Source organism: Klebsiella sp. 4_1_44FAA, assembly GCF_000238715.1.
Lineage (GTDB): Bacteria > Pseudomonadota > Gammaproteobacteria > Enterobacterales > Enterobacteriaceae > Klebsiella > Klebsiella pneumoniae.
Genome location: NZ_JH414798.1, coordinates 239,101 through 265,665, shown reverse-complemented (window position 1 = coordinate 265,665; position 26,565 = coordinate 239,101). Strand labels below are relative to the sequence as shown.

Below are 26,565 nucleotides of genomic sequence, written 5' to 3'. Positions count from 1 at the left end.
CCCCCCCTTTAAAAAATAAAAAATAATACAAAGGCAAAAAGTAAAAATCCAGTTAATGTATTTTGAAAAAATAAGGCTAACGTATTGGATAAAACTATAATAATTTTATAAATGGAAGGCATGTTTATATAATATATAAATACAAGCGATAATGCCAAGAAACATACATCTTCCGTAGGATAACCTAAGGAAAGACGCCCTCCCCAATGCGATAGCTTAATAGCAATTTGTGGGAATACTGTATATATAATTATGGTAATAATAGAATATAAAAAAGCAGCAATTACAAACCATTTCATGGTTTTATATAAAAATGATACTTTAATAACTTTTGCAATACAATAAGTTGAATATGTTAACATTATAAATGTCAGCATTTTCATCCATACACCAACACCAGCGCCATACTCTTGATACAATACGACATTATTACTTCGCACATAAACGCTATGATTTGAAACTAGAACACTAGTAAACAATGTATAGAAGAGTATAAAAATTTGACTAATAAAGATTATTGAAAACTCTTTATCAAATTTAATATTTTTATAAAAACCTAGTGATAAAATAAATAATGTAAATAACGAAGTGTCACGCATGAGCGAGAATGGAAAATACGAAGGAAATTGTACACCTCTAACGCCATCAAAAACGGAAAAAAACACACAAACAATATATGAAATATAAATAGGAATATATTTTTTATGCAGTATCGGTTCGTTAAAGAACAATTTTTCTGTTTTCATTATTTCTATACACTTAATTTAATTGCTTGCGTACATAAAATTATTCGGTTCATGTTCTGACTCTTCTTTTAATGATGCCTTTATAAGAAATGAATATCTAATGAAGTTCATCATTTAATAGAATCAAATAAATCACCCCATTTACGCGATATGCTATCTATAGAATATTCATTAGCCTTTAATCTTGCCTGTCTTTTAACTTCCTGGATACAAGAAGAATTAAAGTCCATATTTTTAAGTAAATCATAAATATTATCTACAAGTTTCTCATCATCATTAACAATGAAACCATTAACATGATTAGTTATAATCTCTGTTGGGCCGATATGATTGGTAGATATTACTACTAGTCCGGCAGACATTGCTTCTATTAAAGAAATACCAAAGAGTTCCTCCCACCCTTCAATTTTTCTGGAAGGAAGTATAAAGACGTCTGATAATGAGAGTAAATTAGCAATTTTATTTTTATCACTAATTCTTCCTGTTATTTTAACATTTTTATATTCACCCAACTCTCTTTTAACGAGATCTAATAATTCACCGTCACCAATAAATGTAAACTCAAAATATGAATCACACCTTTTAACCAAAGTGATAAGGTCATGGATCCCTTTTTCCTTAACCATTCTTCCGACAAAAGCTATCTTAATAGATTTCCTTTCGAGACTTAAAGCTGTACTACCTTTGAAAATAGACAAATCTACAGCATGAGGGATCGTATAAATTCGATTTTTATTAGCTATATGTAAGCCTAATGATTCACATGATTTTTTAGAAATGCCACAATAATAAAAGTTGAATCGCTTAAAATAATTTATAAATATATTCTTCAAAAAATTAGTGAAAAATGGGATTTTACAAGGCACATTATTAGTCCACCAATAAGGCCATGAAGTATGATATATTACATTATTTTTTCTAGCCAATAAACCGTACCATACGAACCTAACATTATATGGTGCCATTCCTAACAATATGGTTTTATTCTTAATGAAAGGAATTTTTAAGCGGAACAATAAATTATTTTTAAAAGTTCTAATATCACTAGCTGAGATGTTACGGCTCACTACTTTTTTTAAGAGTCGTTTAATTACAATACTTTCATAATATTTTATCTCATCGATTTCTCCATTTTCGAGTAGCTGTTTAATACCATCAAAGTAGATCCGTCCGTCTACATCATGTAATATTATTACTTCTTTAATCATTAACTTATCTCCATGATTTATTATTCTTTCTCATTAACGCACTAACTTCTTTCATAGAACCATCATATTTAAACAACCCAAAATTATGTTCGTAATTGAATGGGTTCTGTCCATCATCTAGTAAATCATAAAACCAAATTCCTTTTATATATTGTTTTTTACTTGCTAGTTGTATATATTCTCTAATAAAATTTGCGGAATCTTGCTCCGAAAATGAGTTTATTAAATACCCATTAGGCACTCCAATTTCTGTTATATATATTTGAAAGTCAATCCCTTTATTTTTATAAAAATTATAAAACTTATCAATCTCACTAATATTTAAATAGGCAGACTTAAATTTAGAGCCTCTGTAGTAAGAATATGGGTGTATAGCTACACCATCAACATATTTTAAAAATCCTTTATCTATTAATCCCGAAAACCATTTATTTTGTTTGACATCAAATGGATTAAAACCCCCGGCAAGCACGATTGCCGCAGGATCCAGATCTTTTATTCTATCCCTAACTTTTTTTATTAAATTAAGATATTGCTTATCAGTAGGTTTATTCTTAGAAAAAGGCTCCATGCTAGTACCTTGATACCATTCATTCCAAATTTCGTAATACTTTACTTTCCCTTTAAACCGGATTACAACCCAAGAAATATAATCAAGAAAATCGTCTATATCTTTTTCTGTCCTTGGATAGTCACCGTTGTTGTACAATTTGTTTCCATAGCCTAATACCAGCAGACCTGATAAATTATTGTCATAAAGATTATTAAATAATTGTGTCGATTTTTTCAGCTTTGAAGAGACAATAAATTTTTTTTTCTCACCTTCCAATTGCGACCACCAATAATCATTTCGGATCGAAGTAACACCAATTTCTTTTACCAAATTAATGTAATAATCTGGTTCTTTAGAATAACTATCTATATGAGTACTCACTCCTATTTCTAATGAGAACACATTTTTTTGATAGAAAAAAAATAATGTAATAAATAATATTAAGTAGGAGCAGTTCTTTATAATCTTCCCTTTCATTTCGGTAAGCCCTATTCTATATGTTTTATTAAATTTCTTATCATGGCGCTTTATATTTATGATAAACTCTTCTTAATTGATTATAAAAAAAACTAGCATATGGGATAAAAAATATCAATTCTTTTGATGATATAAAAGGCATTATATTGATGTTTATTCTTTTGTGCTCATATATATATTCCTTAAGCATGTTAAATTTGCCCAAAGATAACATTTCTGAGCAAATTATAATAACGTTTTTTTTCTTTTCGAAATCAACATTTTTGAATTTACTCAATGCTTTAATATTAAATTCATTTGCATATCTAAGATCATCAATTTTTTTTATATTTCTTGTGGTACTTAATGTACCGTCTTTATAGCGATTATGTTGATAAATAATTATCGTTGAAAGATAGCAATTAACATTTAACATTAGAACTTCAATGTTAAATACACGATCTTCCGCATTAGATAATAACTCATTAAATTTTACTTGCTCTAATATGTTCCTATTATATATTTTATTCCAAATAGTACTTATCCCATTTTTGTTTTGAAAATAATCGTAATTAATTAAATAATCAGTGCTTTTAACTTCTTTTTCACTTGAAAATGAGAATGTCTCTGTTATTCTTCTTTTTTGTACATCAAATATGTTGTATCCGAACACATATACATCGCAATTATGTTTAGTTAATTCAGCTAGTAAATAATTACTATCTTTAGCAATTAAATCATCTGGGTCACAAAACCAGACATACTTTGAACTTGAGTATTTAAAGCCATAATTCCTAGCTGTTGAAACTCCACCATTATCTTTGCGTAAGAGATATATATTTTCATAAGGACTTATAATATTAATAATTTTTTCTTTTAAATTATCAGTAGACCCATCATCAACAATTATCAAGTTAAAATTTTCAACATCAAGAAATTTTATAAATGAATTTATAAAATCTACAACAAGTTCAGCCTTATTATAAACAGGACAGATAACGTCTACTAACTTCGGCATAATTTCCATAACACTTTCCTGCTTTATAATGCCATGCATTAGATATTTATCTAACGCATGGCTATAATAAATTAGTCTTTCCCTTTATATGAATATGAGTAATAATTGTACCCCTCTCCATAACGGCTACTAGCTTTTTTAACAATGCCGTTCAAAATACATCCTTTTATATTTATACCACTTTGAATAAACTTTTTAATGCTCACAGCAATTTCTTTTGCCGTATTTTCTTCGAACCTTGCAACTAATAGCGATGTTCCTGCATATCTTCCTATTATAGCTGCGTCCGTAACAGCCAAAATAGGTGGTGTATCAATAATTATTAAATCATATTTTCCCGAAACCGTTTTTAAGACATACTCTAATTTATCGCTCATTAATAATTCAGCAGGATTTGGTGGGGCGATACCTCTAGGTATAAAGTCAAAGCCGCTGTTTTCAATATGAAAAATAGCTTGTTCTATAGAACAGCCACCACTTAATATATTTGAAAGCCCTACCTCAGAAGTGACGTTAAATAATTTATGGACATAACCTCTTCTCATATCAGCATCTATGAATAATATTTTTTTCCCGGTAGATGCTATTACCGAAGCAAGGTTACTACTAATAAAGGTCTTCCCGGCACTCGGACTTGCACCAGAAATCATAAGAATATTATTCTTTGATTCCATCATTGCAAAGTGTAAACTAGTTCTCAGGCCTCGGATAGCTTCAATAGCTAAATCCGCCGGATTGTCTGTTGCTAATAATACATTGGATTCATTATTTTTCTTATTTGTTTTCTTCATTAGCCATTGGGATACAGGGATACTTGCATAAACAGTAACACCAATTTCTTCTAACTCTTCTGGAGATTCTATTCCACGGTGCATGAAAACACGTAGTAATACGAAGAAAACAGAAAAGCCAAGCCCTAATACAAAGCCAAACAGTACAATCAAAATTTTCTTTGGCTTAACCGGTTTAGGATCTGTTACAGCATTATCAATAATTCTGGCATTTCCTATTGCACTAGACTTTGCAATATTCAGTTCTTGCTGTCGATTAAGTAGTTGTAAATAAACTGCCCTTCCTGATTCAACATCTCTACTTAACCTTAATACTTCTTGTTGAGTCGATGGCATAGAACTAACTTTTTTGTTTAACTTATTTTTTTCCTCTTGAAGAGTATTCCTTTTTTCTAATAATGCTTTATATGTTGGGTGCTCTTTTGTATACAACTGAGATATTTCAGCCTCCCTGAATGTTAATTCATTTAGCTGATTATCAACATTTACAATTTGGTCTAAAACTGATTTGGCTTCCATTGAAAGATCCACTGAATCTTTCATTTTCCTATACGAATTCAGTTTATCTTCAGCAATATCAAGATCATTCCTAACTATTGGCAATTGTTTATTAAGAAATTCCAAACTTTTTTCATCTTGCGCTGCTTGCCGTGCTATATTTTGTGATATGTAATTTTCGACAATTGTCTGTAAAATGATTGAAGTTTGCTTAGGATCGTCACCAAGCAATGTCAAATTAAGTATACCCGTATCCTTACCTTGGTCTGCTACAGTTAATGCATTTTGCAACATCCCAATAGCTTTTAAATGGGGCATGTAAGTAACATTATATACAGATCCTGGAGTCCCTTTTAGTGAAGATATAACAATATCAAAATCTCCGGTATTTAGTAAGGCATTCACTTTACCTTTAAAGACTCGATCAGCCACTTCTAATTTATACTGTTCTTTATTTATAATCGTTATTTTAATTTTTGGTATTTTGTCATCATCATTATTGTATTTAATATGACTTATAGCTATAGTTCCAAACTCTTCACCATTTATTCGAGCTAATCCCTCCCCAATTAATGGAAAAAATTCACGTCTCACTTTGGCCTGTAGATTCAAATCATCTACAGTTTTTCCCAAGATCATTCTTGATTGCAGTAATGCTATCTCAGGTGCTGATTGCGGTTGGCTGTCTGGAAGCATCTGGGACAGACTATTTAATAATACGTTCCCTTGCTTTTGTTCAATCTGCAGTAAAGCGTTAGCTTGGTATATTGGCCTCGCAAGTACCGCATATAAAATCGCAATCAGCGTAAATCCTGTTGTGAACGCTATTATCAATTTTTTATGATCTATAATCTCTCCAATAAAACGATTTATATCAAAATCATCATTTTCTGAAGCTATTTTTTTTCGTTTTTTAAAGATGTCATTCTTTTATCCTGAGTTTGTCAGTTCAACTTCTTAGCCCAACTTTGGCATGCCTCATCTATCAGCTTAAATACCAGATTAAAAACTTCGTCACTTTTTCTATAGGGATCTGGTATACTTTTATTTAACCATTGGCCTAGCAACATTGTTTTACCTCTGGCTTCAGGAGCTATGCGACTGACATCTTCTATATGTTTTTTCTCCATTACCAGTATTAACTCATACTGCCGGGCTAAATTTGATGTAAATTGCTGTGCTTTATGCCCCTGTAATGAAATATTATATATATTAGCGACATGAGATGCTGAGTCATCCGCAGGATATCCAACCATTGCTCCTACTCCTGCAGAGTCAATCTTCTTATTGGGGAATATCTTTCTCAATATACGCTCTGCGATGGGGGAACGGCATATATTTCCAGTACAAATTACTAATATTGAATCAAACATTAATTAGGCCATCTCTTTATGTAACGTACAGTTTCAGTCATATCATGAACACCAGTAATCGTTGGCACAAGTTGCGAAATAACACGATTCCAACGCACTAAAGGAGCAGAAGTAACATAAACAATATCATAAGGCTGAAGATAAAACTCAGTTCCCATGACCATTGCAGAGGCATCTTGCGCATTAAGTTGATATATATTTGCAATTTTTCCCTTTTTGTCACCTTTCATTTGCCGTATCACAAATACACCTGTAGCATCACTGAACGCTTGTGACATACCTTCCGCATTACCTAATGCTTCTGCTAATGTCATCCCACTACGGTCCATCTTAAGAGTTGTTTGTTTGCCAACTTCCCCCATAACAAAAACTTTTAGATCATCATTACGTGGTATAAATAAAATATCTCCCGGATATAAGAGATGATTCTGCGTTAAATCCCCTTTCTGCATTAGAGCATAAAGCGATATTTTTGTATCTTTACCATTATGTGTTAATACTACATTTCGCCAGTCAGCTTCCGCTGATAATCCTCCTGCAGCATTAATCGCATCCATTACTGTGAGAGGAATATTAGTGATAGGCTGTTGTCCGGATTTAGCAACTTCTCCTGTTACATAAGCTTTCTGCGATCGAAATGCAGCAATACTTACATCAACCTGAGGGCTTTCAATATACGTAGTTAAACGACTGGCTATATCCTGGCGTACCTGAGCGAGAGTTTTCCCCGCTACCTGCACCTTACCGATATAAGGATAGAAAATGGTGCCATCGGAGTTGACCCAGTTACCGGTGTCGCTGGCGCTGCGGTATTGACCAGCAGGAGTAGTTAGTTCAGGGTGGTCCCATACGGTAACCATCAGTACGTCACCTACCCCAATGCGATATTCATAACTACGGAGTAAGTTATCAAGTTGCGGATTGGGACGAGCCAGAACGGTTTCAGGGCGAAGTTGATCAATCAACCCTGGTGTCATCGGGTATACATTCACCAACTTATCCAGATCGTAATCACTATCCGGAAGCTCAACCACATTCTTGCGTAGACTGTTTAATCCCTGACCTGGGATGATTGTACAACCCGATAAAAACCCAATCGCCAATGCTAATGCCGAAAATCTAACAATTTTTTTCTTCATAATGTCACATCATCAGTAAATCAAAATTTGCCAATTCCTGAGCAGCTGTCATGGCCGTTGCTTCCTTACCAGCCTGCGGAGAGAGAAAAGCTGACTGCATCCTGCAGCGCTACCACCACTCTCCCCTTATTTTCAGCATTCAGCCTTATAAACTAAACGGTATTTCTATCCCTGCGCTGGCCCCAACGTCATCGCTGTCGCTGTTGTTAGCGTTTGTGTACCACAAAGAGGTATTCAGACGAACAGACTGATAAACATCCCCGCTCCAGCCTAGCTGTACACCTTTCAAGGTATCGGCATGTGGGAATGCTTTGTTGATCGACTGGTTCTCCGGGTTAACCTTGGCGTAAACGATGCGCGTACTCCAGCGCTGGTTATCTTCAGTAATCAGCTCAACCTTCCCGGCAATGAGTTGACCATCCCCACCCATCGCATCCCCCAGTGGATACCCTTGTTGGTAATAACCATCTTTATAGATGTGGTGGGTATAGCTGTAATTCGTCCGGCTCATATTGGTACGAGTATCATGCGCTTCCACGTACCAGTTTACGGCATCTTTTCCCCAGCCGTGGTGTCCTTCGACCCCACCGAGGAACATATTTGCCGATGGCAGGTAACCAGATTCATCCTCACCGATCATCTGTCCGTAGAAACTGACCGGCCAGCCGAGAGTTGGCTCGAGTTTAAACTTAAAGTCAAAACCAGCTAGCTGGTTACCCGGTTCGTTATCCGTCCCGGTATTATCATGGCCAGTGAAGCCATCCCAGAAGCTGCTAAATGACTCAGGACGCCCTTCCCCACCCCACTGCATAATACGTGATGCGCCTAATTCCAGTGACTGGAAAGGTGAGAAAGTAAAACGACCGCCGATAATTTTTGTATGTGGCACAGCGGTATATTGATTCATCTGGCTGGCGGAGATCTGGTACTGCCATGGCCCCACCCAGCGCAACCACCAGGTCTCTGGCGCTGCCTGCTCTGCGCGCTGCATCAGGAAACCGGTCATCGGCCGCATGGCATCCCCGCGGATCAGGCTCCCTTCATAGCCCGGTCCCCACCACTGTGGTACCTGACCAAAGGAGAGCCACTGGTTCCAGAACTTCACCGCGCCGTAGGCGCCGTTGGCGTTGAAGCGCGATCCGTTGCTGATCCGCTCTCCCCCTTCAATGTTGCCCTGCAGGTGAACATCCCACCACTCGCCGCTGTTGTTGAACGCCAGGCCTAACGAGTTATCCGCCGGCTGCGTCTGGCCAAACCCCTGCGGAGTGCCCGGCTGATCGGTTGAAGTGTAGCCGGTGACCCGGAAATCCGCTTTTAAGGCAGACAGTCGCTGGTTAATACGCGCCAGCACCACTTGTTCAGAAGAATAGGACGGTTTAGCCTTTTTCAGTGCCCGGGCGATCTCTTCCTGGCTCAGCGGCCAGGTCGACAGGCTCAGATGGATGACCCCGCGATCGGAAAGCCAGGCCAGGTCGTTACGCAAGTCGTTGTCATTTACCACTAACCCGGCCGCGTAAGCCTGGGCTCCCAGGGAGGAAAGCAAACCCAACGTCGCGGCAATGCGCGCAATTTTTATCATTGTACAAGATCCATTTTCAGCCCCGCTGTCGTATCTCAATGAGAATGAGGGGAATACCAAGATAGAAAGCGCTCGCGGCACCAGCTGACTTCGCTGTGCAACACCGGCGAGGCAAGTACATTTACCCTAAGCTGCTTGTTAGCCTTATAACATCCACTCAGCTCACAATGTAGGCGAATTTTACCCTACAGGCTATGGATGAGACAGGAAAGTTAATGTCCAGGCGATATCAGCAGCCGCTCCTGGCCAACTACTGAGGATATCCGTAGAAAATTGATAGATATCTATTGATGATGATCATCCTCACCGGGTCGATATTTACAGCCGTTGAAGAGAACCTCTGTGCAGCAGCAAGCGGCTTCAGCGACGCTACCGCCCCTGGCTTAACAGCTACCAGCGCACTGACTACCTGAACGACTTAATTTTTATCGACCCGTGGATGAATAATTGGTCAGGCCATTATTTTTGGCGGCGTTAAGTTTACGGGATTTCGGTCACAATTGGGAGTGTTGTTACCGAATATCTGCCAATTAATGCCGCCTGTCGTTCTACTGACAAAAAATAAGCGGGTCACCAATTAAGATTATTCACTGATTTCCAGGGTTAGAAATCTTCCCGGTACTACTACAACATCACACATGCAGCTAACTGACTGTAAAAAAACGTCTTTTTCCATAGCTCATCATCATGCAAAAATCAGATGATGGCGTTATAGTCAACTACAATTTCTAATAGTTTCCTGTGTCTGGATATTCATTGAATGTGCATCAGGTAACGTCTCAGCGCATTTAAGAAACGTCTGATCAAGGCTATATCCAGGCAAATATGCAATAACAATGTAGTAGCACTTCATTATTTCATAAATATGAATTATCAATTACCGGGTATATAGTAGATTATTTTCTTATTTGTCTAATTAACCGGCGAAAACTTAATTTCCCCTGTAAAACAAATGGCGATTACCAGGCCTGCTTGTGCAGATCGGTACGCGTAAAGGGTTTATCCAGCGGCCCCACCGCGGTGGCAATTTGTCCCAGCAGGGACTGAGTCGGCGCTTTGCTGCCGCTATGTAAAAGGATAAGCGGAACCATCACCAGGCATGCAACACCGCCCCATGAGATATGCACGCTTTCCGGATCAGGGGTACGTTTTTGCAACACCAGGAACAAAGCGCTGCCAGCAGCGCCCAGCAGCAGGCCGGCAATCACTTCCGAGAAGGAATGCGCATGGATGACCAGCCGCGAATAGCCCACCACGGCGGCCAGAACATAGCCGGTAATAACGGCCGCTTTACGCAGACCGACGGAGAAACGGGCGCTGAGCAGCCACAGGAAGATAGGCCAGAAGGCCGCGGAGAGCGCGGAGTGGCCACTGAAGCCGGTGTAATCCAGCTCACGAATACCCAGACCCCAGCCCATAAAGGCCAGTTTGGAGGCGCAGACGATAGCGCCGGTGATGCCGAACAGCAAACTCCACTGCCACGCCAGCAACCGCGACGTTTTACGCAGCATCAGGACAATAAACAGCGCCGCTGCGCTGGGCAGCAAAACGGTGCTATCGCCAAAAAATGAGATGAGTTGCCAGTTCATATACCTGTGATCCTTCGATGATGTCCACTGCCGTGCTCAGGGATTATCCGTAATGTCTGTACCAGCTCGCATGCCAATTCATTTCACTATTTTTATGCATGCAAGTGAGATGTTTAAAGCGGAAACATGATCGCAGTCAAGTTTTATTTTTGGCTGTCGTTGACCGCTTTTCCTGCGCTTTAGGAATTGTCGCACTAAGTGACTATTCATAAAGCATTATTGCCGCTACTCCGACCATTGCACCACAGAGGCCAGAGACAAACTACCAGAAGTCTCCGAAGCCATACGTTTCATTACAATCGTTATAACATTCGCGTTATGAATAATTTCTGCATAACGTTATGAGCGGCAGGACGAATGCTTCAGCCTTGCCGCTCGGTTTCAGGCTGGCGCTCAGGCCAGCAGTTTTTTAATGCTTTCGCGGAATTTGGCGCCTTCTTTCAGGTTACGCATTCCGTAGGTAACGAAGGCCTGCATGTAGCCCATTTTCTTCCCGCAGTCGTAGCTTTCGCCGGTCATCAGCATCGCGTCGACGGACTGCTTCTTCGCCAGTTCGGCAATGGCGTCGGTCAGCTGGATACGGCCCCATGCGCCCGGCTCGGTACGTTCCAGTTCGGCCCAGATATCCGCCGACAGCACGTAGCGCCCCACCGCCATCAGATCGGAGTCCAGGGTCTGCGGTTCGTCCGGTTTTTCAATAAACTCGACGATACGCGCCACCTGGCCTTCAGCCACCATCGGCTCTTTGGTCTGGATGACGGAGTATTCGGAGAGATCGCCCGGCATACGTTTCGCCAGCACCTGGCTGCGGCCGGTCTCGTTAAAGCGGGCGATCATAGCGGCGAGGTTATAGCGCAGCGGGTCAGCGGTGCCGCCGTCAAGGATGATATCCGGCAGGACCACCACAAACGGGTTGTCGCCGACTACCGGGCGGGCGCAGAGGATGGAGTGGCCCAGGCCCAGCGGCTGCGCCTGACGCACGTTCATGATGGTCACGCCCGGCGGGCAAATGGCCTGCACTTCCGCCAGCAGCTGGCGCTTCACGCGCTGTTCCAGCAGGGCTTCCAGCTCGTAGGAGGTGTCGAAGTGGTTTTCCACCGCGTTCTTCGAGGAGTGCGTCACCAGAACAATCTCTTTGATCCCGGCGGCGACGATTTCGTCAACGATGTACTGAATCATTGGCTTATCAACGATCGGCAGCATCTCCTTTGGAATTGCCTTTGTGGCCGGCAGCATATGCATGCCTAGTCCTGCGACCGGAATAACCGCTTTCAAATTCGCCATATTCATCTTCACCTGTTTGGTTGCAAAACACGCGGTTTTGCAAAATTGTACATGTCACAAATCCATTGGAACTGATAATACACGGATACTGCCCGGGCATCTGCCCGCCAAATTCTTAAATTCACTGTCACGTAAAAGAATACACACAACTCCCTTTTACCAACAGTCAGAAGTGAGAATAATCTTATTTTCGTTCAGGTTATTCAGCGGCTCGTTCCTTTGCGCCGCGCGATGTGGCTGAGAGGCCCGTCCATCGGGGTCTGTTGGCCGCCGGCCCCGCCGCGCCGCGCGTAAGCCTGGAAAGAATAGATAGAGATAATAAATTTCGCCAGGCAATATATTTCAGCATAAACAGCCGGATATGACGACATATTAGCCTGAATCCGCGGCGGTGAACTGCGATCCGCCCTATTCTGCACTCACTTCATAATATGAATTATGCCGGTTTTGTGAGCGGGCTTCGCGCTTCGCTTCTGCTCTGCGCATCCGCGCTCACCGTGACGAACCGCGGGAGGAAGCCCTTTTGCCGCCCTCGCTGAAACGCAGCGGAAAAAGTTCTGATATCGGCAAGCTTATTCCATGGTGGCCGCCATGGTGTTATTTTTTCACTGTTCTTTTCCGGAACATAATTCTTATCGGTTCGCTTAATCCGCTGGAAATATATCCATCCACGGCAGGACGATATCCGCGTCGTTATTGCATTTTAGACTCATCTTATCCATGATCGTGGTAACACATACCGCAGTCGTACAGGTTTTAATACATATGGAATGGATTGCCGATCCGTCAATCTGGGCAGGTCTCGTCACGCTGGTGGTTATCGAACTGGTGTTGGGTATCGATAACCTGGTCTTTATCGCTATCCTCGCCGAGAAACTCCCTCCCGCCCAGCGCGACCGCGCGCGGATCACTGGCCTGATGCTGGCGATGGTCATGCGTCTCCTGCTGCTGGCCTCTATCTCCTGGCTGGTCACCCTGACCAAACCGCTGATTGTTTTTCACGACTTCAGCTTTAGCGCCCGCGATTTGATTATGCTGTTTGGCGGCCTGTTTCTGCTGTTTAAAGCGACCGTCGAGCTTAATGAGCGGCTGGAGGGGAAAGACAGCGATAACCCCACCCAGCGCAAAGGGGCGAAATTCTGGGCCGTCGTGGCGCAGATCGTGGTGCTCGACGCCATCTTCTCGCTTGACTCGGTGATCACCGCCGTCGGCATGGTCGATCACCTGGCGGTGATGATGGCCGCCGTGGTTATCGCCATCAGCCTGATGCTGATGGCCAGCAAGGCGCTGACGCGCTTCGTTAACAGCCACCCGACCATCGTGATCCTCTGTCTGAGCTTCCTGCTGATGATCGGCTTCAGCCTGATTGCTGAAGGCTTCAGCTTTATCATTCCGAAAGGCTATTTATATGCGGCCATTGGCTTCTCGGTCATGATTGAAGCGCTTAATCAGCTGGCGCAGTTTAACCGCCGTCGCTTCCTCTCCGCCAATATGACGCTGCGTCAGCGCACTACCGAAGCGGTGATGAATCTGCTGAGCGGGCAGAAAGAAAAAGCTGAACTGGATGCTGACACGGCGTCGCTGGTCGCCGATCAGGATCAACATCCTCTGTTTAATCCGCAGGAACGACTGATGATTGAGCGGGTGCTGAACCTTAATCAGCGCAGCGTCAGCAGTATTATGACGTCGCGCCATGATATCGAGCGCATCAACCTTAGCGCGCCGGAGGAAGAGATCCGCAGCCTGGTGGAGAAAAATCAGCATACCCGGCTGGTGGTCACCGGCGGGAAGGATAATGAAGATCTGCTGGGCGTGGTGCATGTTATTGACCTGCTCCAGCAGTCCCTGCGTCAGGAGCCGCTGGATCTGCAGGCGCTGGTGCGTCAACCGCTGGTCTTCCCGGAGGGGCTGCCGCTCCTCTCGGCGCTCGAGCAGTTCCGCCAGGCCCGCACCCATTTTGCCTTTGTGGTCGATGAGTTTGGTTCCGTCGAGGGGATTGTGACCCTCAGCGACGTGATGGAGACCATCGCCGGCAATCTGCCCAATGAGGTGGAGGAGATCGATGCCCGGCACGATATTCAGCATCATCAGGACGGTTCGTGGACGGTCAATGGCCATATGCCGCTGGAGGACCTGGTGCAGTACGTTCCGCTGCCGCTGGATGATAAACGTGAGTATCACACCGTTGCCGGTCTGTTGATGGAGTATTTGCAGCATGTGCCGCAGGTGGGAGAAACCATTGAGATTGACGGCTATACCCTGCGCACGCTGCAGGTCGACAGCCATCGGGTACAGAAGGTGCAGATCGTCCCGCCGGTAAAGCAGGATGAGCTGGATTATGAGGTGTAATCGTCAGGCATAAAACGGCCCGGGGTACCCCGGGCCGTAAAATTGATAGCCAGGTATCCTGTTTAATGCCTGATGGCGCTTCGCTTATCAGGCGTACGGGATGGCGAACTAATCGGGGTATGACACCCACAGTATAATCCAGGCCGGGTCAGGCGTAGCTGCCACACTGCCTGATGGCGCTGCGCTTATCAGGCCTACATTAAGTGGCGACGCAAACGGATGATATTGCGCACATCCCAGGCCGGGTCAGACGCAGCCGCCACCCGGCATCATTGTGACATTACGCTTTGACGATAAACACAGCCCGGAAACTTCCGGGCCGCGGGGGTGGGAATTACAGCTTATCGAGCAGCTTTTTGGCATCGTTGCCGTCTTTGCTGCCTTTATTACGCTCAACCCAGTCGTTGAGGCGCTGCTTCGCTTCATCCTGCAGCTGTTTGCGCAGGATCTGGTCGACCTGCAGACTGTAGCTCAGCGACTGCCATTCGCCGTAGATGCGCAGCGGGATAGCGGTCTGTTTCAGGCGGTCGATAAGCTTGCCCTCCCCTTTCCAGCCGCCGAGCACGCGCACGTTGAAGCGCATATCGCAGTTCTCTTTCTGCAGATCGAGCTGTCCTTCGCCGGTCATCGCCATCACGTCGGACTGCCCCTGCAGGCGGTTCAGCGTCACCAGCCCGTTATCCAGCGTCAGCCGGCTGCTCACGGAATCCAGGCGGGTGGCATTGTCGTAATTTTCCTGCGCCCGCACGTTGGTGCTGCGCTCCACGGCCTGCTGCACCAGCTGCTGGAAGTTCAGCCCTTCGGTGCGGGTATCGGCCATCTGGAGCTGAGCCTGTCCCTGCCAGTGGCGACGGAAATCATCGGCGTCAATGCGCGTTCCGGAAAATTCGCCGCTCAGCGACAGCTTGCCGGTCAGGTTTAAGGAATAGTTAAAGGCCTTGATCAGCGAACCGATCTCCACATTCTGCAGCGCCGGCTGGAACGTCGCTAGCGGCGTGTCGCCGCGGGCATCCAGGGTGCCAGGGAGAGAGAGCTGCCCGCCATCAAGATTGCCCTGCATTTTGCTGACCGTCAGCAGCCCCTGCTGGTTGCTGATTTCGCTCTGCACCTGGGTAAAGTTCAGACCGCGCCACTGCAGCTGGTCGGCGCTCAGGGCCATTCGGCCGTTGAAGCCGCGCAGGCTCTGGTAATCTTCGCGCTCATCGCTGTCGGCGATCACCGGGCGCAGCGGTCGCGTCTGACTCTGGCCCTGCTGACTGGCGCTACTGTCCGTCGCCGGCGACCTTTGCGCCAGCAGACTATCGAGATCGAGAGTGGTGGCGTGCAAATCCAGCGACCAGTCCGGGCGATCCCCCAGCACCACGCTGCCGCTGCCGGTAACGGTGCTGCGGTTAGCCATCAGATTCAGGTTGTCAAAACGCAGGGTCTTGTCATCTTCCTGCCAGCTGGCCTGCAGACTCCCCTGACCATTAATGCCGTCCGGTGGGAGCTCGGCGCCGCGCAGCTGCCAGCTAAGCTGGGTAAAGTCGGCTTTTAAGGAGTGCGGATAATCGCCGCCCTGCACGGTGGCGGAGAAGTTCAGCGCCAGGTCGCGCTGGTCGCGGTTCACCCGGCCGGAGAAATCCACGGTGGCCCGGTGATTCTCATCCTGCTCCATCTGCAGACGGATATCGCGCACGGTCACCTGCTCGCCGTTCTCGTGCTGGAAGAAGAGCACGCTGTCGGCCACCTGCAGCTGACGCACATCGTAGGACCATCCGCGATCCTCCGGGGCCAGCGGCAGGGTGTTGTCATGCGGCACCACCGGCGCTGAGCTGTCGCGAACCGCCTCGGTTTTCGGGGTCAGCTGGATCACCGCGCCCTTGAGCATCACCTGCTTCACCTGCAGCTGATGCGAGAGCAGCGGCAGCAGCGCCACGTCGAGGCGCATATTGTCGGCGCGGATCACCGGCTCTTCGGCGCCTCTGGCGGTCAGCGTCATCCGTCCGCTGAGAATGCTGAGCTGCGGCCAGACGTGCCAGCGCAGCGGGCCATCAAGGTCAAGCTGATAACCGCTGCGCTCTGCCACCTCATGCACCATATAGGCGCGAAAATCGTTGGGATTGACCAGCAATACCAACGAGGTAAGCCCGGCGACAATGACCGCCAGCAGGATCATCAGCGTTGTCAGTATTCGTCTCATGGCACCCTCAGCAACACCCCGTTGACGTTATCAATCCTTGTCGATTCGGCTCGCCACCGCGCCCTGCTGGTCGCGATATTTGGCGTCTTCACGGCGGTTATACGGCCGGGCCGCCGGGCCCGATAACGGTTCAAAGCTCAGCGCGCCGATGGGCATCCCCGGGCGCAGCGCCAGCGGCAGCTTACCGGAGTTGTAAAACTCAAGCACGATGCAGCCGGACCAGCCTGGATCGATACGGTGCGCGGTAACGTGCACCATCAGCCCCAGGCGCGCCAGCGAGGAGCGTCCGTCCAGCCAGCCTACCAGGTCGGCAGGCAGGGTGACAGACTCGTAGGTCACTGCCAGCGCCAGTTCGCCCGGATGCAGGAAAAAGGCTTCCCCTTCCGGCAGGACGATCTCTTCGCTCATCACCCGGTCCAGCGCGGCGCTGACCTCGGCCTTCGGGCCGCTTAAATCGATAAACGGCGCCGTGTGACCACGGAAGGTGCGGAATTTATTACCCAGCCGTACATCAACCGTCGCGCCATTAATACGCTCAACGGGCGGACGCGGATTGATGGCGAGTCGCCCTTCATCCAACCAGGCTTCGATATCTCGGTCACACAGACGCATGGGCTTTCTCCTTATAAGGCTGCTTCCCGCACGCTTCGCGGCGGAGAGGGCAACAGGGCTACTCTTTGCACGTTACACAATTCGGCCAGGTTATTCAAAGAACTGACTGATTTTGGCCTTCAGAATATCAATAGCGATGCGGTTTTTGCCGCCGCGCGGCACGATGATGTCGGCATACTGCTTCGACGGTTCAATAAACTGCAGGAACATCGGGCGCACGGTTTTCTGATACTGGGCCATCACCGAGTCCATGGAGCGGCCGCGCTCGTTAACGTCGCGCTTAATACGGCGCATCAGGCAAATATCGAGAGGGGTGTCGACGAAAATAGAGAAGTTGAGCTCGTTACGCAGGCGCGCATCGGTCAGCAGCAGGATCCCTTCAAGGATAATCACCTTCTTCGGCTCGACGTGAATGGTGTTCGGCGTGCGGGTATGCTCGACGTAGCTATATACCGGCAGTTCAATCGGCTGGCCGCTTTTCAGCATCTGCAAATGCTGGAACAACAGACTGTGGTCCATTGAGCTCGGGTGGTCATAGTTGGTTTTGACGCGCTCTTCCATCGACAGATGGCTTTGATCTTTGTAATAGCTGTCTTCCGGAATGACGCCAATATGTTCGTCGCCAACTTGTTCACGCAATTCGCGATAGAGAGTACTGGCGATAAGACTTTTGCCAGAAGCCGATGCGCCGGCGATGCCTACAATGACGCACTGATGGGACATATCAGTCATAAATTTTTGCGACCTGATTAACCTGGATAGAGATGGAGGGTGGCGGCGGACCGCCAAACGCGGCAATTATAGGGATTTCAGCGTCCCGATACCAGTGGTATGCGCCCCGGGCGGCTATTCCGCCGCCGGCGCCCAGTCATCGGTATACCAGATATGCAACAGCGCGTAGGATCGCATCGGCTGCCAGCGGCGGGCATAGCGGGCGATGGCGGCCGGGGTCATTCCCGGAAAGCGCTGTTTAATCAGGTAATCATCCGGCAAAAAGATATCTTTCGCCTGCCAGCCGCGCAGGGCAAAGTAGTTTGCCGTCCAGCGGCCAATCCCGGGCAGGGTCTGCAGTTGACGCAGCCCGGCGTCAATATCCGCCGGCGCCGTCAGGGGCAGCTCGCCGCTGAGCGCCGCCCGGGCGAGGTGGATCAGCGCCTCCGCACGTCGCAGCGGCATCCCCAGCGCCTTCAGCGCCTGCGGATCGGCACGGGACAGGGCCTCTGGCGTCGGGAACAAGACATATCCAGGCGCCTCCGCCAGCGGTTCGCCCCAGCCAGCCGCCACTTTGGCGGTGAGCCGGGCGGCCATCGCCACGCTCACCAGCTGGCCCAGCACCGCGCGCACCGCCTGCTCGAAGGCATCCAGCGCCCCCGGCAGGCGCAGCCCCGGCCGCGCCTGCGGCAGGTCGCCCAGCGTGCGAGCGACCTGCCGCGGGTCGCAGGCTAAATCAAACAGCTGGCCAATTCGCGCATAGCAGATCTCCGCCACCGGCTGCAGCCCGGGGGAAAGGGTCACCCGCAGGCCCTGCGCCTCTTCGTCCGGCGCCAGATGAATCAGCCCGCGGTGGCCTTCCACGCCAAAGCTGCGGCTGTAGCCCCCATCGTGAAAACGCTCGACGCCGGCAACCGCGCGCGCCTGCAGAAAACCAACCATCCACGCCCAGTCATAGGGCGGGGTCCAGGGTAACAGCACCATAAGCTCTCCTTTATATAGCGTTTCAATGATAGTCGCCCTTGACCATCAGCGCCTTGCTTTTAAATTCCGGTTGTCGGCATGGCGACGATCCGCTAAAGTCGCCCCCCTTCTTCACCGGCATGGGGATTTTGCAGACGATGTTTATTGGTTTTGACTACGGCACCGCCAACTGTTCGGTGGCCGTGATGCGGGAAAATACCCCCCAGCTGTTAACGCTGGAAAACGGCAGCGCCCTGCTGCCCTCCATGCTCTGCGCGCCGACGCGCGAAGCGGTCAGCGAGTGGCTCTATCGCCATCATGATGTCCCCACCCACAGCGACGAAAACCAGGCGCTGCTGCGTCGGGCCATCGCCGCCAACCGCGACGAAGACATCGAGGTGCTGCGCAACAGCGTGCAGTTCGGTCTCGCCTCGCTGCATCAGTATGTTGAAGATCCGGAAGAGGTCTACTTCGTTAAATCGCCAAAATCCTTCCTCGGCGCCAGCGGGCTGAAGCCGCAGCAGGTGGCCCTGTTTGAAGACCTGGTCTGCGCCATGATGCTGCACATCAAACTGCAGGCCGAAAGCCAGCTGCCCGAGCAGATCGACCAGGCGGTGATTGGCCGGCCGATTAACTTCCAGGGCCTCGGCGGCGATGAGGCGAACGCCCAGGCGCAGGGGATCCTTGAGCGGGCCGCCCACCGCGCCGGTTTCCGCGATGTGGTCTTTCAGTTTGAACCGGTGGCCGCCGGGCTCGATTTCGAAGCGACCCTCAGTGAAGAAAAGCGGGTGCTGGTCGTCGATATCGGCGGCGGAACCACCGACTGCTCCCTGCTGCTGATGGGCCCGCAGTGGCGGGAGCGCGCCGACCGCCAGCAGAGCCTGCTCGGCCACAGCGGCTGCCGCATCGGCGGTAACGATCTCGACATTGCCCTGGCCTTCAAATGCCTGATGCCCCTCCTCGGCATGGGCGGCGAAACGGAAAAAGGCACCGCGCTGCCGATCCTCCCATGGTGGAACGCGGTGGCGATCAACGACGTGCCGGCGCAGAGCGATTTCTACAGCACCGCCAACGGCCGCCTGCTGAACGATCTGCTGCGCAGCGCCCGGGATGCCGACAAGGTGGCTCTGCTGCTGAAGGTCTGGCGCCAGCGTCTCAGCTATCGTCTGGTGCGCAGCGCCGAAGAGAGCAAAATCGCCCTCTCCAGCGCCGCCAGCGTCGAAACCGCGCTGCCGTTTATTCAGGACGATCTGGCCACCGCCATCGCCCAGCAGGGTCTGGAAGCCGCGCTGGATCAGCCCCTGACCCGCATTATGGAACAGGTGCGGCTCGCGCTCGACAGCAGCCAGACCACCCCGGATGTGATCTATCTTACCGGCGGCAGCGCCCGTTCGCCGCTGATCAAAAAGGCGCTGGCCGCTCAGCTGCCGGGTATTCCGCTGGCCGGCGGCGATGATTTTGGCTCGGTGACCGCCGGGCTGGCCCGCTGGGCGCAGGTAGTTTTCCGCTAGCCCTCGCCCGGCGCTGCCGCGCAGCAGGTCTGTCCTGATCCTGGCGCTGCAGATTACGCTGGAATATTCCTGGTCTCCCACGCAAAATGGCCTGTTCGTCCGGACAGGCCTGTCCACTCTCCCCCGCTTCCGGGGGCGTATTATCCATACCGTAGCCAGACGTCTGCGGTCAGTAATCTTTGCATGCCGCAAGGGGGCGTGATTGAAAAGGGTGTCTGCGATCTTCGCAGCGGTCCGGCGTTGCCGGCCGCAGTTCCTGGCAGGCTGGCTGCTCAGTTGTGGATTACTCTTGCTGCTGGTCGCCCCGCAGGCTCAGGCGGCGACGCGCCAGGTGGGCATAGATATTCCGGTCCAGTGGTACGCGGACGCCAGCGGCCAGATGACCCTCGATCGCTTCGCCGCCCTGCCCATCGACCAGCTCGCCACCACCCGGCAGATCCCCTCCTTTGGTTATTCGCGAAAAACCTGGTGGCTGCGCAGCGAACTGCCGGGAACGTGGTTTGCCGGGGAGCCGCGCTGGATGCAGCTGGGCCCCTCTTTTGTCGACCATCTGACTATTTACTATCGGCCTCTGGGCAGCGATGCCCCCTGGGCACAGCGCACCTTTGGCGACCGCGACGTCGCCCGCGAGAGCGATCTGCACTACCGGGAAAGCGTGCTGATCCTCCCCCCGCCGCCGACCGCCGCCGGCTATGAGGTAGTCTTTCGCCTGCAGAGCACCAGCACTCTGATCCTGCTGGCCTCGCTCTCTTCGCCGCAGGAATTTGTGCAGCGAGCGACCGCCGACACCGCTTTCTGGAGCTTCTACTTCGGTCTGGCCGCCGTCGCCAGCGGCGTGGCGCTGTGGCTGGCGCTGGCCCTGCGCCGGCGTCTGCTATGGGGGATCTGTCTTTTCTCGCTCAATTATCCGCTGGTGGCCGCTCTGCACGGCTTCCCGGAGTGGTTCTTCGGCCACGCCGCGCTGCCCTTCCAGGATTTTATGATCAGTAGCCTCTCGCTGTTCAGCTATGCCACCGCCCTCTGGCTGCACAGCGAGATTTTTGATCTGAAGAAGAATATGCCGCGACTTCATCAGCTGCTGATCGCCGCCGTGATACTCAACCTGGTGCTGCAGGTCAGTATTCCGCTCGGGTTTTACGGCTTCGCGATGCAGATTGAAGGGGTAGTATTCATCATTATCACCCCGGTGCTGCTGTTCACCTCCTGGTGGCTGTGGCGCAAAAAAGCTATCGACCGTACCACCCTGCTGCTGGGTCTGCTGCCGCCGTTCTATGTCGTCGCCGCGGTGCTGGTGCAGTTGTCGATCCATGGGATTATCCCGTTCCATATGGCGATCTATTCCCTCTGGCAGTACGCGCTGATCGTCCACATCATTACGGTGCTGATCATTGCCATCCTGCGGGTGCGTGCTGAAAACCGCCAGCTGGAGCAGAAGCAACGCCTGGCGCGCGAACTGCAGATTGAGCGTGAAGCCAGCTTCCACCAGCGGCAGTTTATGGGCATGGTGGCGCACGAATTTCGCACCCCGCTGGCGGTGATCCAGGCGGCGCTGGAGAATCTTCGCCTCTCGGCGGCCTCGACCAGCCAGGAGGCGCGCTTCGATCGCATCGGCCGCGCCGCCACCCGCCTGGTGCAGCTCACCGATAACTGCCTTGCCGACGCCCGGCTCGCCTCCCACGATCTACACGTCGAGCGCCAGCAGACCGCCCTGCTGACGGTAATCAACATGGCCACCTCGGTGGTGGCCATCTCCCATGATCACTACCTGAACATCCGCCAGCACGGCGCGGTGGAAAGCCCGCAGCTGCAGGCCGATGCCGGCCTGCTGTGCATCGCCATCGCTAATCTGCTGGATAACGCCGTCAAGTATTCGCCCCCCGGTGAAATCGCCATCGATATTCATTCCGATGCCGGGCAAACGGAGCTACGCATTCGCGACCACGGCCCGGGACTCCCCGCCGGACAGGCGGAACTGATCTTTGAGCGCTACCGCCGCGGCGAGCACACATCGCCGGTACCAGGCGGCACCGGTCTCGGACTGTATGTTGCGCGTCAGATAGTGCAGGCTCATGATGGCAAACTGTGGCTGGCCGAGCATGGCCCGGACGGCTGCACCTTTATTCTCACCCTCCCCACGGTTACTTAAGAGGAGAACGACGTATGGCTTTACGGCTGGCGATAATTGAAGATAACGCCGATCTGCTGGATGAACTGCTGGCCTGGCTGGGCTATCGCGGCTTCGAGGTGTGGGGGACGCGCAGCGCCGAAGCCTTCTGGCGGCAACTGCACAGCCATCCGGTGGATATCGTGCTGGTTGATATCGGCCTGCCCGGCGAGGATGGCTTCAGCGTACTGAACTATCTGCATGAGCTGGGGCACTACGGTCTGGTGGTGGTCAGCGCCCGCGGTCAGCAACAGGATAAACTGCAGGCGCTGAGCCTTGGAGCCGATGCCTATCTGATCAAACCGGTAAACTTCGCCCATCTTGCCGAGACCCTCACCGCCCTCGGCGCGCGCCTGCGCCAGGACCGTCCGGCGGCTCCGCCTGCGGAGGCGATCGGCACGCCGCCGGCCGTCTCCCCCGGCAGCTGGCGTCTGCAAGAGGATAAACTGATTTCACCCGACGCCCGGACGCTGGAGTTAACCCAGCAGGAATATCGCCTGGTGGAGCTCCTGATGCGCAATCGCAACGAAGTGTGCAGCAAACTGGATCTCCATGCCTGCCTGTTTTCCCATGAAAGCGAGCCTGACCTGCACCGGATCGACGTGGTGGTTAGCCGCCTGCGTCACAAGGCACGCCAGCAGGGGATCCACCTGCCCGTTCGCGCAATCTTTGGTAAGGGACTGGCCTTTATTTCCTGAACGACGGGGCGCGTCGGCGGCCGCGCGGAATATAAAAAACTCGTAAGTGTTAATTTTTCTCATTTTCTGAGAGAAATGAGAGGAATGAGACTGACGATGACCTTAAGAACTTTCTTATAGTGCTAGCACATCAGGATGATGGCGTAAGATTTTCACGGGACAGAAAAGCATATAACAAAACGTATTAGCCGTTCGCGGCAAATTCTGACACCATGCAACACAATCAGGGTAAAAACGATGGCCATGCAAACGTGGTTAGTTTTATTGCTATGCATTTTTTTCTTCAGCATCTCTGTATACAGTTTTATTTCCTATCTGAAAGACAGGAGGCGGCAGAAATTGACTTTTAACGATAAGCGTTCGATGCGTCGTAAATAATTCACTTTAAAATAATAAAAAATTATTGTAGGTACTTTTATATCTTCAACACACCGCATACGCCCGGAGGATTTGTCACAGCATGGCGTTATGTTTTGCGTAAGGAAATAACGCCATGAGAAACATTAATGTCACCATCAACACCCGCAACGCCTTTGTCCGTGAATCGCTGGTAGCCATGGTCAATGACCTCACCCGGGGCGATCTGCGGGCGCGTTTTTCCTGGCATAACACCGATCTGTCAGCTGAAGATATCATTATCTGCGAAGTGATCCCCGGGGAAATATACCTGTGTAATACCCTGATTAAGAACAGAAAAAGAGGAAGCTCGCTGATTATCCTCCATAGCTATGACCAGCTGCCGGAAGATGAGTTCATGATTAACTGCCTGAAAGGGGTCATTTTTGTTTCGCTAAAAACGGCCAGTATTCCGCAATTGCTGACGATCATTAAAAGCGAGCTCCAGCATTGTATGACCCCCACGGCTACCGACGCCGCAGGCCGGGAACTCAGCTGCGCCAGCTGTCCGCATCGCGTGTTATCGCGATCGCAGACCGCCGTAGTGCACGGTATTCTCGAAGGGCTGGATATGAGTAAAATCGCCGCCCTGCAGCGTGTGAGTCCCCGCACCGCCGCCTATCATAAGAATAAGATCATGGAAAAATACAGCCTGAATAATAATCATGAATTTTTCCAGTTTATGAATCTTTTACGTGAGCGCTGGTAGGCAAACAGCAGCACAAAAAAAATAAGATATTGACCTGGCTATATTGTCGGAAATCCGAAAATAGCCGCAGGATGCTAAAAAATATCCAGCGCTGGCGGACATAACGTTAAACTCTGACGCTTCCTCGGTATAAAGACGTTACCGCCCGTCTTTATATAATAAAAAACACGCTACACGAGGAAAACTGATACTTCGTCACATTGCCCCTGACGTGCCTGTCAGGGGTCTTTTTTCCGTGTGGAATAGCGCCCTCAGTGAAAGGGCGCGGCAGGATCAGGCTTCCGCTTTCTCCACTTCCCAGTCCGGCTGCGCTTCCTCGTCGGTCAGCAACCCTTCATTTTTCGACAGCATCGCGGTGGCGATGCCATTACCCAGCACGTTGATGGCAGAGCGCCCCATGTCGAGGAAATGGTCGATACCCATCAGCAGCAGGATCCCGGCGACCGGTATATTGAAGCTGGGGATCGTCGCCGCCAGCACCACCAGCGCCGAACGCGGCACCCCGGCGATACCTTTCGAGGCCAGCATCAGGGTCAGCATCATGACCGTAATCTCGCTAAAGCTCAGCGGCACGTTATAGGCCTGGGCGATAAACATCGCGGCGAAGGAGCAGTAGACCATCGAGCCAACGAGGTTGAACGAGTAGCCAATCGGCAGGACGAACGAGACGATATTGCGCGAGCAGCCAAACTTCACCAGTCGCTCGAGGGTCTTCGGATAGGCCGCTTCCGAGCTGCTGGTGGTAAAGGCCACCAGCACCGGATCTTTCAGCATGTTCAGCAGGCGGAAAACCTCTTTTTTCAGCACCATATAGCCGACGGCAATTAGCACCGCGCTGGTCAACAGCACCGCCAGGTAGTAGCCGCCGATGAACGAAGCATAGTTGAGCAGGATCCCCAGCCCCTGGGAGGCAATCACCGACGAGATGGCGGCGAAGATGGCCAGCGGCGCAACGTACATCACATAGCCCGTAACCTTCAGCATAATGTGCGACACCACGTTAAGGGCCGCCACCAGCGGAGCATTAAACTTCTCCCCCAGCGACGCGCCGGCGATGCCGAAGAACATCGAGAACACCACGATCTGCAGGATCTCGTTGTTGGCCATCGCCTCGGTGATGCTGGTGGGGATAGTGTGCGACAGGAATCCTTTCAGGCTCATGCCGCTGACCGCCAGGCCGGTATCCACTGCCTCTTTCGGCACCGCCAGGTTTAACCCGGCGCCCGGGTGCTGGAAGGTGACGATCACCAGCCCGACGAGAATGGATAATACCGAGGAGGTGATGAACCAGACCATCGCCTTGCCGCCTACCCGGCCGATGGTCGCCGTCTCGCCGAGGCGCATAATGCCGACCGTCAGGGTGCTGAACACCAACGGCGCGATGACCATTTTGATCAACCGCAGAAACAGATCGGTGAGCAGCGTAATATTATCCGCCCAGGCGGAGACGGTGGTTGGCGTCGCGTAGGCATGGATAGCCGCGCCGGAGAGGATCCCCATCAGCATAAAAATGACGATGAAGAGCGTGAGTTTGTTTGCGTTTGCCACAGCAATGACCCCTGATTATTTAACACGTTGATTTTTAAGTGCATATTTTATTATTATGAGAATGCACTGATTTATTCACCGCATAAATCTAATTAAAGCCCCCGCGGATACAACTATTTTTTGCTTTTTTAAACTAAAAGTTGATATCACCCCGGATATCGGCCGCGGGAGCGCCCGGCGTCGCGGCGGTTATCCAGACATTTCTCAACCTTCTTTTCATAATTCCTCCATTTTTACGGCCCCTTCCCTCACTAAACTAGTATCATTCAGCGAAACGCTTCAGGATGAGACCGTAAACTAATGAAAGGCAGTAACATACGTCGTTGGGGCGCCGCGCTGGCGGTAGTGATTATCGCCGGGGCCGCCTACTGGTTCTGGCACGATCGCGGGACGAGCGGCAGCGGGGCTCCCGCCGCCGGACAGGGCCCGCAGGGGCCGGGCGGCGCACGCCATGGCCGCTTTGGCGCCGCGCTGGCGCCGGTGCAGGC

The 26,565-nt window shown here is 50.0% G+C and carries 21 protein-coding genes and 2 pseudogenes; 8 read left to right on the top strand and 15 right to left on the bottom strand.

Going from position 1 to position 26,565, the window contains the following annotated elements; genetic code table 11:
• Positions 1–8: 8 nt before the first annotated feature.
• The 8 genes from HMPREF1024_RS30345 to HMPREF1024_RS24245 all read right to left on the bottom strand — a co-directional run bounded on the left by HMPREF1024_RS30345 (position 9) and on the right by HMPREF1024_RS24245 (position 9,361).
• A complete protein-coding gene (locus tag HMPREF1024_RS30345; protein WP_009307451.1) occupies positions 9–746 on the bottom strand; it encodes a hypothetical protein in 738 nt (245 codons plus the stop codon).
• A 110-nt stretch (positions 747–856) separates the two neighbouring features.
• A complete protein-coding gene (locus tag HMPREF1024_RS24220) occupies positions 857–1,954 on the bottom strand; it encodes a glycosyltransferase family 4 protein (protein ID WP_009307450.1) in 1,098 nt (365 codons plus the stop codon).
• Positions 1,955–1,958: 4 nt separating this feature from the next.
• Positions 1,959–2,984 (bottom strand): hypothetical protein, encoded by a 1,026-nt coding sequence (locus HMPREF1024_RS24225; RefSeq protein WP_009307449.1) that lies wholly within the window; start codon positions 2,982–2,984, stop codon positions 1,959–1,961.
• A 40-nt stretch (positions 2,985–3,024) separates the two neighbouring features.
• A complete protein-coding gene (locus HMPREF1024_RS24230) occupies positions 3,025–3,990 on the bottom strand; it encodes a glycosyltransferase family 2 protein (RefSeq protein WP_009307448.1) in 966 nt (321 codons plus the stop codon).
• Positions 3,991–4,052: 62 nt separating this feature from the next.
• Complete coding sequence (locus HMPREF1024_RS24235; RefSeq protein ID WP_050543108.1) at positions 4,053–6,191, bottom strand: polysaccharide biosynthesis tyrosine autokinase; 2,139 nt, start codon at positions 6,189–6,191, stop codon at positions 4,053–4,055.
• Positions 6,192–6,214: 23 nt separating this feature from the next.
• Positions 6,215–6,643, bottom strand: a complete 429-nt coding sequence (locus HMPREF1024_RS0125385; protein ID WP_032416567.1) for a protein-tyrosine-phosphatase — start codon at positions 6,641–6,643, stop codon at positions 6,215–6,217.
• The gene (locus HMPREF1024_RS24240) at positions 6,643–7,782 is read right to left on the bottom strand and encodes a polysaccharide export protein (protein WP_009307446.1); all 1,140 of its coding nucleotides are present in this window, start codon (positions 7,780–7,782) and stop codon (positions 6,643–6,645) included. The genes HMPREF1024_RS0125385 and HMPREF1024_RS24240 overlap by 1 nt, the downstream gene beginning before the upstream one ends.
• Positions 7,783–7,927: 145 nt before the next feature.
• Positions 7,928–9,361, bottom strand: a complete 1,434-nt coding sequence (locus tag HMPREF1024_RS24245; protein WP_009307445.1) for a capsule assembly Wzi family protein — start codon at positions 9,359–9,361, stop codon at positions 7,928–7,930.
• Positions 9,362–9,651: 290 nt separating this feature from the next.
• Between HMPREF1024_RS24245 and HMPREF1024_RS31005 the strand changes: the two genes are divergently transcribed.
• On the top strand, positions 9,652–9,774 hold the full coding sequence (locus HMPREF1024_RS31005; RefSeq protein WP_020324291.1) for a hypothetical protein: 123 nt from the start codon (positions 9,652–9,654) through the stop codon (positions 9,772–9,774).
• 546 nt (positions 9,775–10,320) lie between these two features.
• On the opposite strand, the gene HMPREF1024_RS24250 is transcribed toward HMPREF1024_RS31005, so the two are convergent.
• Both HMPREF1024_RS24250 and galF read right to left on the bottom strand, forming a co-directional pair.
• Positions 10,321–10,950, bottom strand: a complete 630-nt coding sequence (locus HMPREF1024_RS24250) for a phosphatase PAP2 family protein (RefSeq protein ID WP_004180526.1) — start codon at positions 10,948–10,950, stop codon at positions 10,321–10,323.
• A 316-nt stretch (positions 10,951–11,266) separates the two neighbouring features.
• Positions 11,267–12,240, bottom strand: a pseudogene (galF, locus tag HMPREF1024_RS24255) (GalU regulator GalF).
• Between the two features lie 759 nt (positions 12,241–12,999).
• Between galF and HMPREF1024_RS24260 the strand changes: the two are divergent.
• Positions 13,000–14,583 carry a TerC family protein gene (locus HMPREF1024_RS24260; RefSeq protein ID WP_004151147.1) on the top strand — a complete coding sequence of 528 codons (1,584 nt, stop codon included), beginning with the start codon at positions 13,000–13,002 and terminating at the stop codon, positions 14,581–14,583.
• A gap of 334 nt (positions 14,584–14,917) precedes the next feature.
• Here the strand turns inward: HMPREF1024_RS24260 and asmA are convergent, their stop codons facing one another.
• From asmA to alkA, 4 genes are all read right to left on the bottom strand, one after another.
• On the bottom strand, positions 14,918–16,765 hold the full coding sequence (gene asmA, locus HMPREF1024_RS24265; protein WP_004180531.1) for an outer membrane assembly protein AsmA: 1,848 nt from the start codon (positions 16,763–16,765) through the stop codon (positions 14,918–14,920).
• 30 nt (positions 16,766–16,795) lie between these two features.
• Complete coding sequence (gene dcd, locus HMPREF1024_RS24270; RefSeq protein WP_004151145.1) at positions 16,796–17,377, bottom strand: dCTP deaminase; 582 nt, start codon at positions 17,375–17,377, stop codon at positions 16,796–16,798.
• Positions 17,378–17,467: 90 nt separating this feature from the next.
• Positions 17,468–18,109 (bottom strand): uridine kinase, encoded by a 642-nt coding sequence (gene udk / locus HMPREF1024_RS24275; RefSeq protein ID WP_002912442.1) that lies wholly within the window; start codon positions 18,107–18,109, stop codon positions 17,468–17,470.
• Positions 18,110–18,223: 114 nt separating this feature from the next.
• On the bottom strand, positions 18,224–19,072 hold the full coding sequence (gene alkA, locus HMPREF1024_RS24280; RefSeq protein ID WP_009307444.1) for a DNA-3-methyladenine glycosylase 2: 849 nt from the start codon (positions 19,070–19,072) through the stop codon (positions 18,224–18,226).
• Between the two features lie 137 nt (positions 19,073–19,209).
• On the opposite strand from alkA, the gene yegD reads away from it, so the two are divergent.
• From yegD to HMPREF1024_RS24305, 5 genes are all read left to right on the top strand, one after another.
• Positions 19,210–20,562, top strand: a complete 1,353-nt coding sequence (gene yegD / locus HMPREF1024_RS24285) for a molecular chaperone (protein WP_004175217.1) — start codon at positions 19,210–19,212, stop codon at positions 20,560–20,562.
• 289 nt (positions 20,563–20,851) lie between these two features.
• A complete protein-coding gene (locus tag HMPREF1024_RS24290; protein WP_009307443.1) occupies positions 20,852–22,708 on the top strand; it encodes a sensor histidine kinase in 1,857 nt (618 codons plus the stop codon).
• A 14-nt stretch (positions 22,709–22,722) separates the two neighbouring features.
• Complete coding sequence (locus HMPREF1024_RS24295) at positions 22,723–23,424, top strand: response regulator transcription factor (protein ID WP_004151141.1); 702 nt, start codon at positions 22,723–22,725, stop codon at positions 23,422–23,424.
• A gap of 237 nt (positions 23,425–23,661) precedes the next feature.
• The gene (locus HMPREF1024_RS31940) at positions 23,662–23,802 is read left to right on the top strand and encodes a small membrane protein (RefSeq protein WP_004180546.1); all 141 of its coding nucleotides are present in this window, start codon (positions 23,662–23,664) and stop codon (positions 23,800–23,802) included.
• Between the two features lie 115 nt (positions 23,803–23,917).
• Positions 23,918–24,529, top strand: a complete 612-nt coding sequence (locus HMPREF1024_RS24305; RefSeq protein WP_004899454.1) for a response regulator transcription factor — start codon at positions 23,918–23,920, stop codon at positions 24,527–24,529.
• Positions 24,530–24,802: 273 nt separating this feature from the next.
• Here HMPREF1024_RS24305 and HMPREF1024_RS24310 read toward each other — a convergent pair whose 3' ends face one another.
• Positions 24,803–26,077: a dicarboxylate/amino acid:cation symporter gene (locus tag HMPREF1024_RS24310; protein ID WP_004149053.1), complete on the bottom strand. Its 1,275-nt coding sequence runs from the start codon at positions 26,075–26,077 to the stop codon at positions 24,803–24,805.
• Positions 26,078–26,377: 300 nt separating this feature from the next.
• Between HMPREF1024_RS24310 and HMPREF1024_RS24315 the strand changes: the two are divergent.
• Positions 26,378–26,565, top strand: a pseudogene (locus HMPREF1024_RS24315) (multidrug transporter subunit MdtA); the annotation flags it as partial.

Bases quoted from the DNA above. Each gene is read 5' to 3' on its own strand.
- dcd (WP_004151145.1), bottom strand. From the start codon at position 17,377: ATGCGTCTGTGTGACCGAGATATCGAAGCCTGGTTGGATGAAGGGCGA.
- HMPREF1024_RS24250 (WP_004180526.1), bottom strand. From the start codon at position 10,950: ATGAACTGGCAACTCATCTCATTTTTTGGCGATAGCACCGTTTTGCTG.
- HMPREF1024_RS30345 (WP_009307451.1), bottom strand. From the start codon at position 746: ATGAAAACAGAAAAATTGTTCTTTAACGAACCGATACTGCATAAAAAA.
- HMPREF1024_RS24245 (WP_009307445.1), bottom strand. From the start codon at position 9,361: ATGATAAAAATTGCGCGCATTGCCGCGACGTTGGGTTTGCTTTCCTCC.
- udk (WP_002912442.1), bottom strand. From the start codon at position 18,109: ATGACTGATATGTCCCATCAGTGCGTCATTGTAGGCATCGCCGGCGCA.
- HMPREF1024_RS24230 (WP_009307448.1), bottom strand. From the start codon at position 3,990: ATGGAAATTATGCCGAAGTTAGTAGACGTTATCTGTCCTGTTTATAAT.
- asmA (WP_004180531.1), bottom strand. From the start codon at position 16,765: ATGAGACGAATACTGACAACGCTGATGATCCTGCTGGCGGTCATTGTC.
- alkA (WP_009307444.1), bottom strand. From the start codon at position 19,072: ATGGTGCTGTTACCCTGGACCCCGCCCTATGACTGGGCGTGGATGGTT.
- HMPREF1024_RS0125385 (WP_032416567.1), bottom strand. From the start codon at position 6,643: ATGTTTGATTCAATATTAGTAATTTGTACTGGAAATATATGCCGTTCC.
- HMPREF1024_RS24220 (WP_009307450.1), bottom strand. From the start codon at position 1,954: ATGATTAAAGAAGTAATAATATTACATGATGTAGACGGACGGATCTAC.
- HMPREF1024_RS24295 (WP_004151141.1), top strand. From the start codon at position 22,723: ATGGCTTTACGGCTGGCGATAATTGAAGATAACGCCGATCTGCTGGAT.
- HMPREF1024_RS24240 (WP_009307446.1), bottom strand. From the start codon at position 7,782: ATGAAGAAAAAAATTGTTAGATTTTCGGCATTAGCATTGGCGATTGGG.
- HMPREF1024_RS31005 (WP_020324291.1), top strand. From the start codon at position 9,652: ATGATGATCATCCTCACCGGGTCGATATTTACAGCCGTTGAAGAGAAC.
- yegD (WP_004175217.1), top strand. From the start codon at position 19,210: ATGTTTATTGGTTTTGACTACGGCACCGCCAACTGTTCGGTGGCCGTG.
- HMPREF1024_RS24305 (WP_004899454.1), top strand. From the start codon at position 23,918: ATGAGAAACATTAATGTCACCATCAACACCCGCAACGCCTTTGTCCGT.
- HMPREF1024_RS24260 (WP_004151147.1), top strand. From the start codon at position 13,000: ATGGAATGGATTGCCGATCCGTCAATCTGGGCAGGTCTCGTCACGCTG.
- HMPREF1024_RS31940 (WP_004180546.1), top strand. From the start codon at position 23,662: ATGGCCATGCAAACGTGGTTAGTTTTATTGCTATGCATTTTTTTCTTC.
- HMPREF1024_RS24225 (WP_009307449.1), bottom strand. From the start codon at position 2,984: ATGAAAGGGAAGATTATAAAGAACTGCTCCTACTTAATATTATTTATT.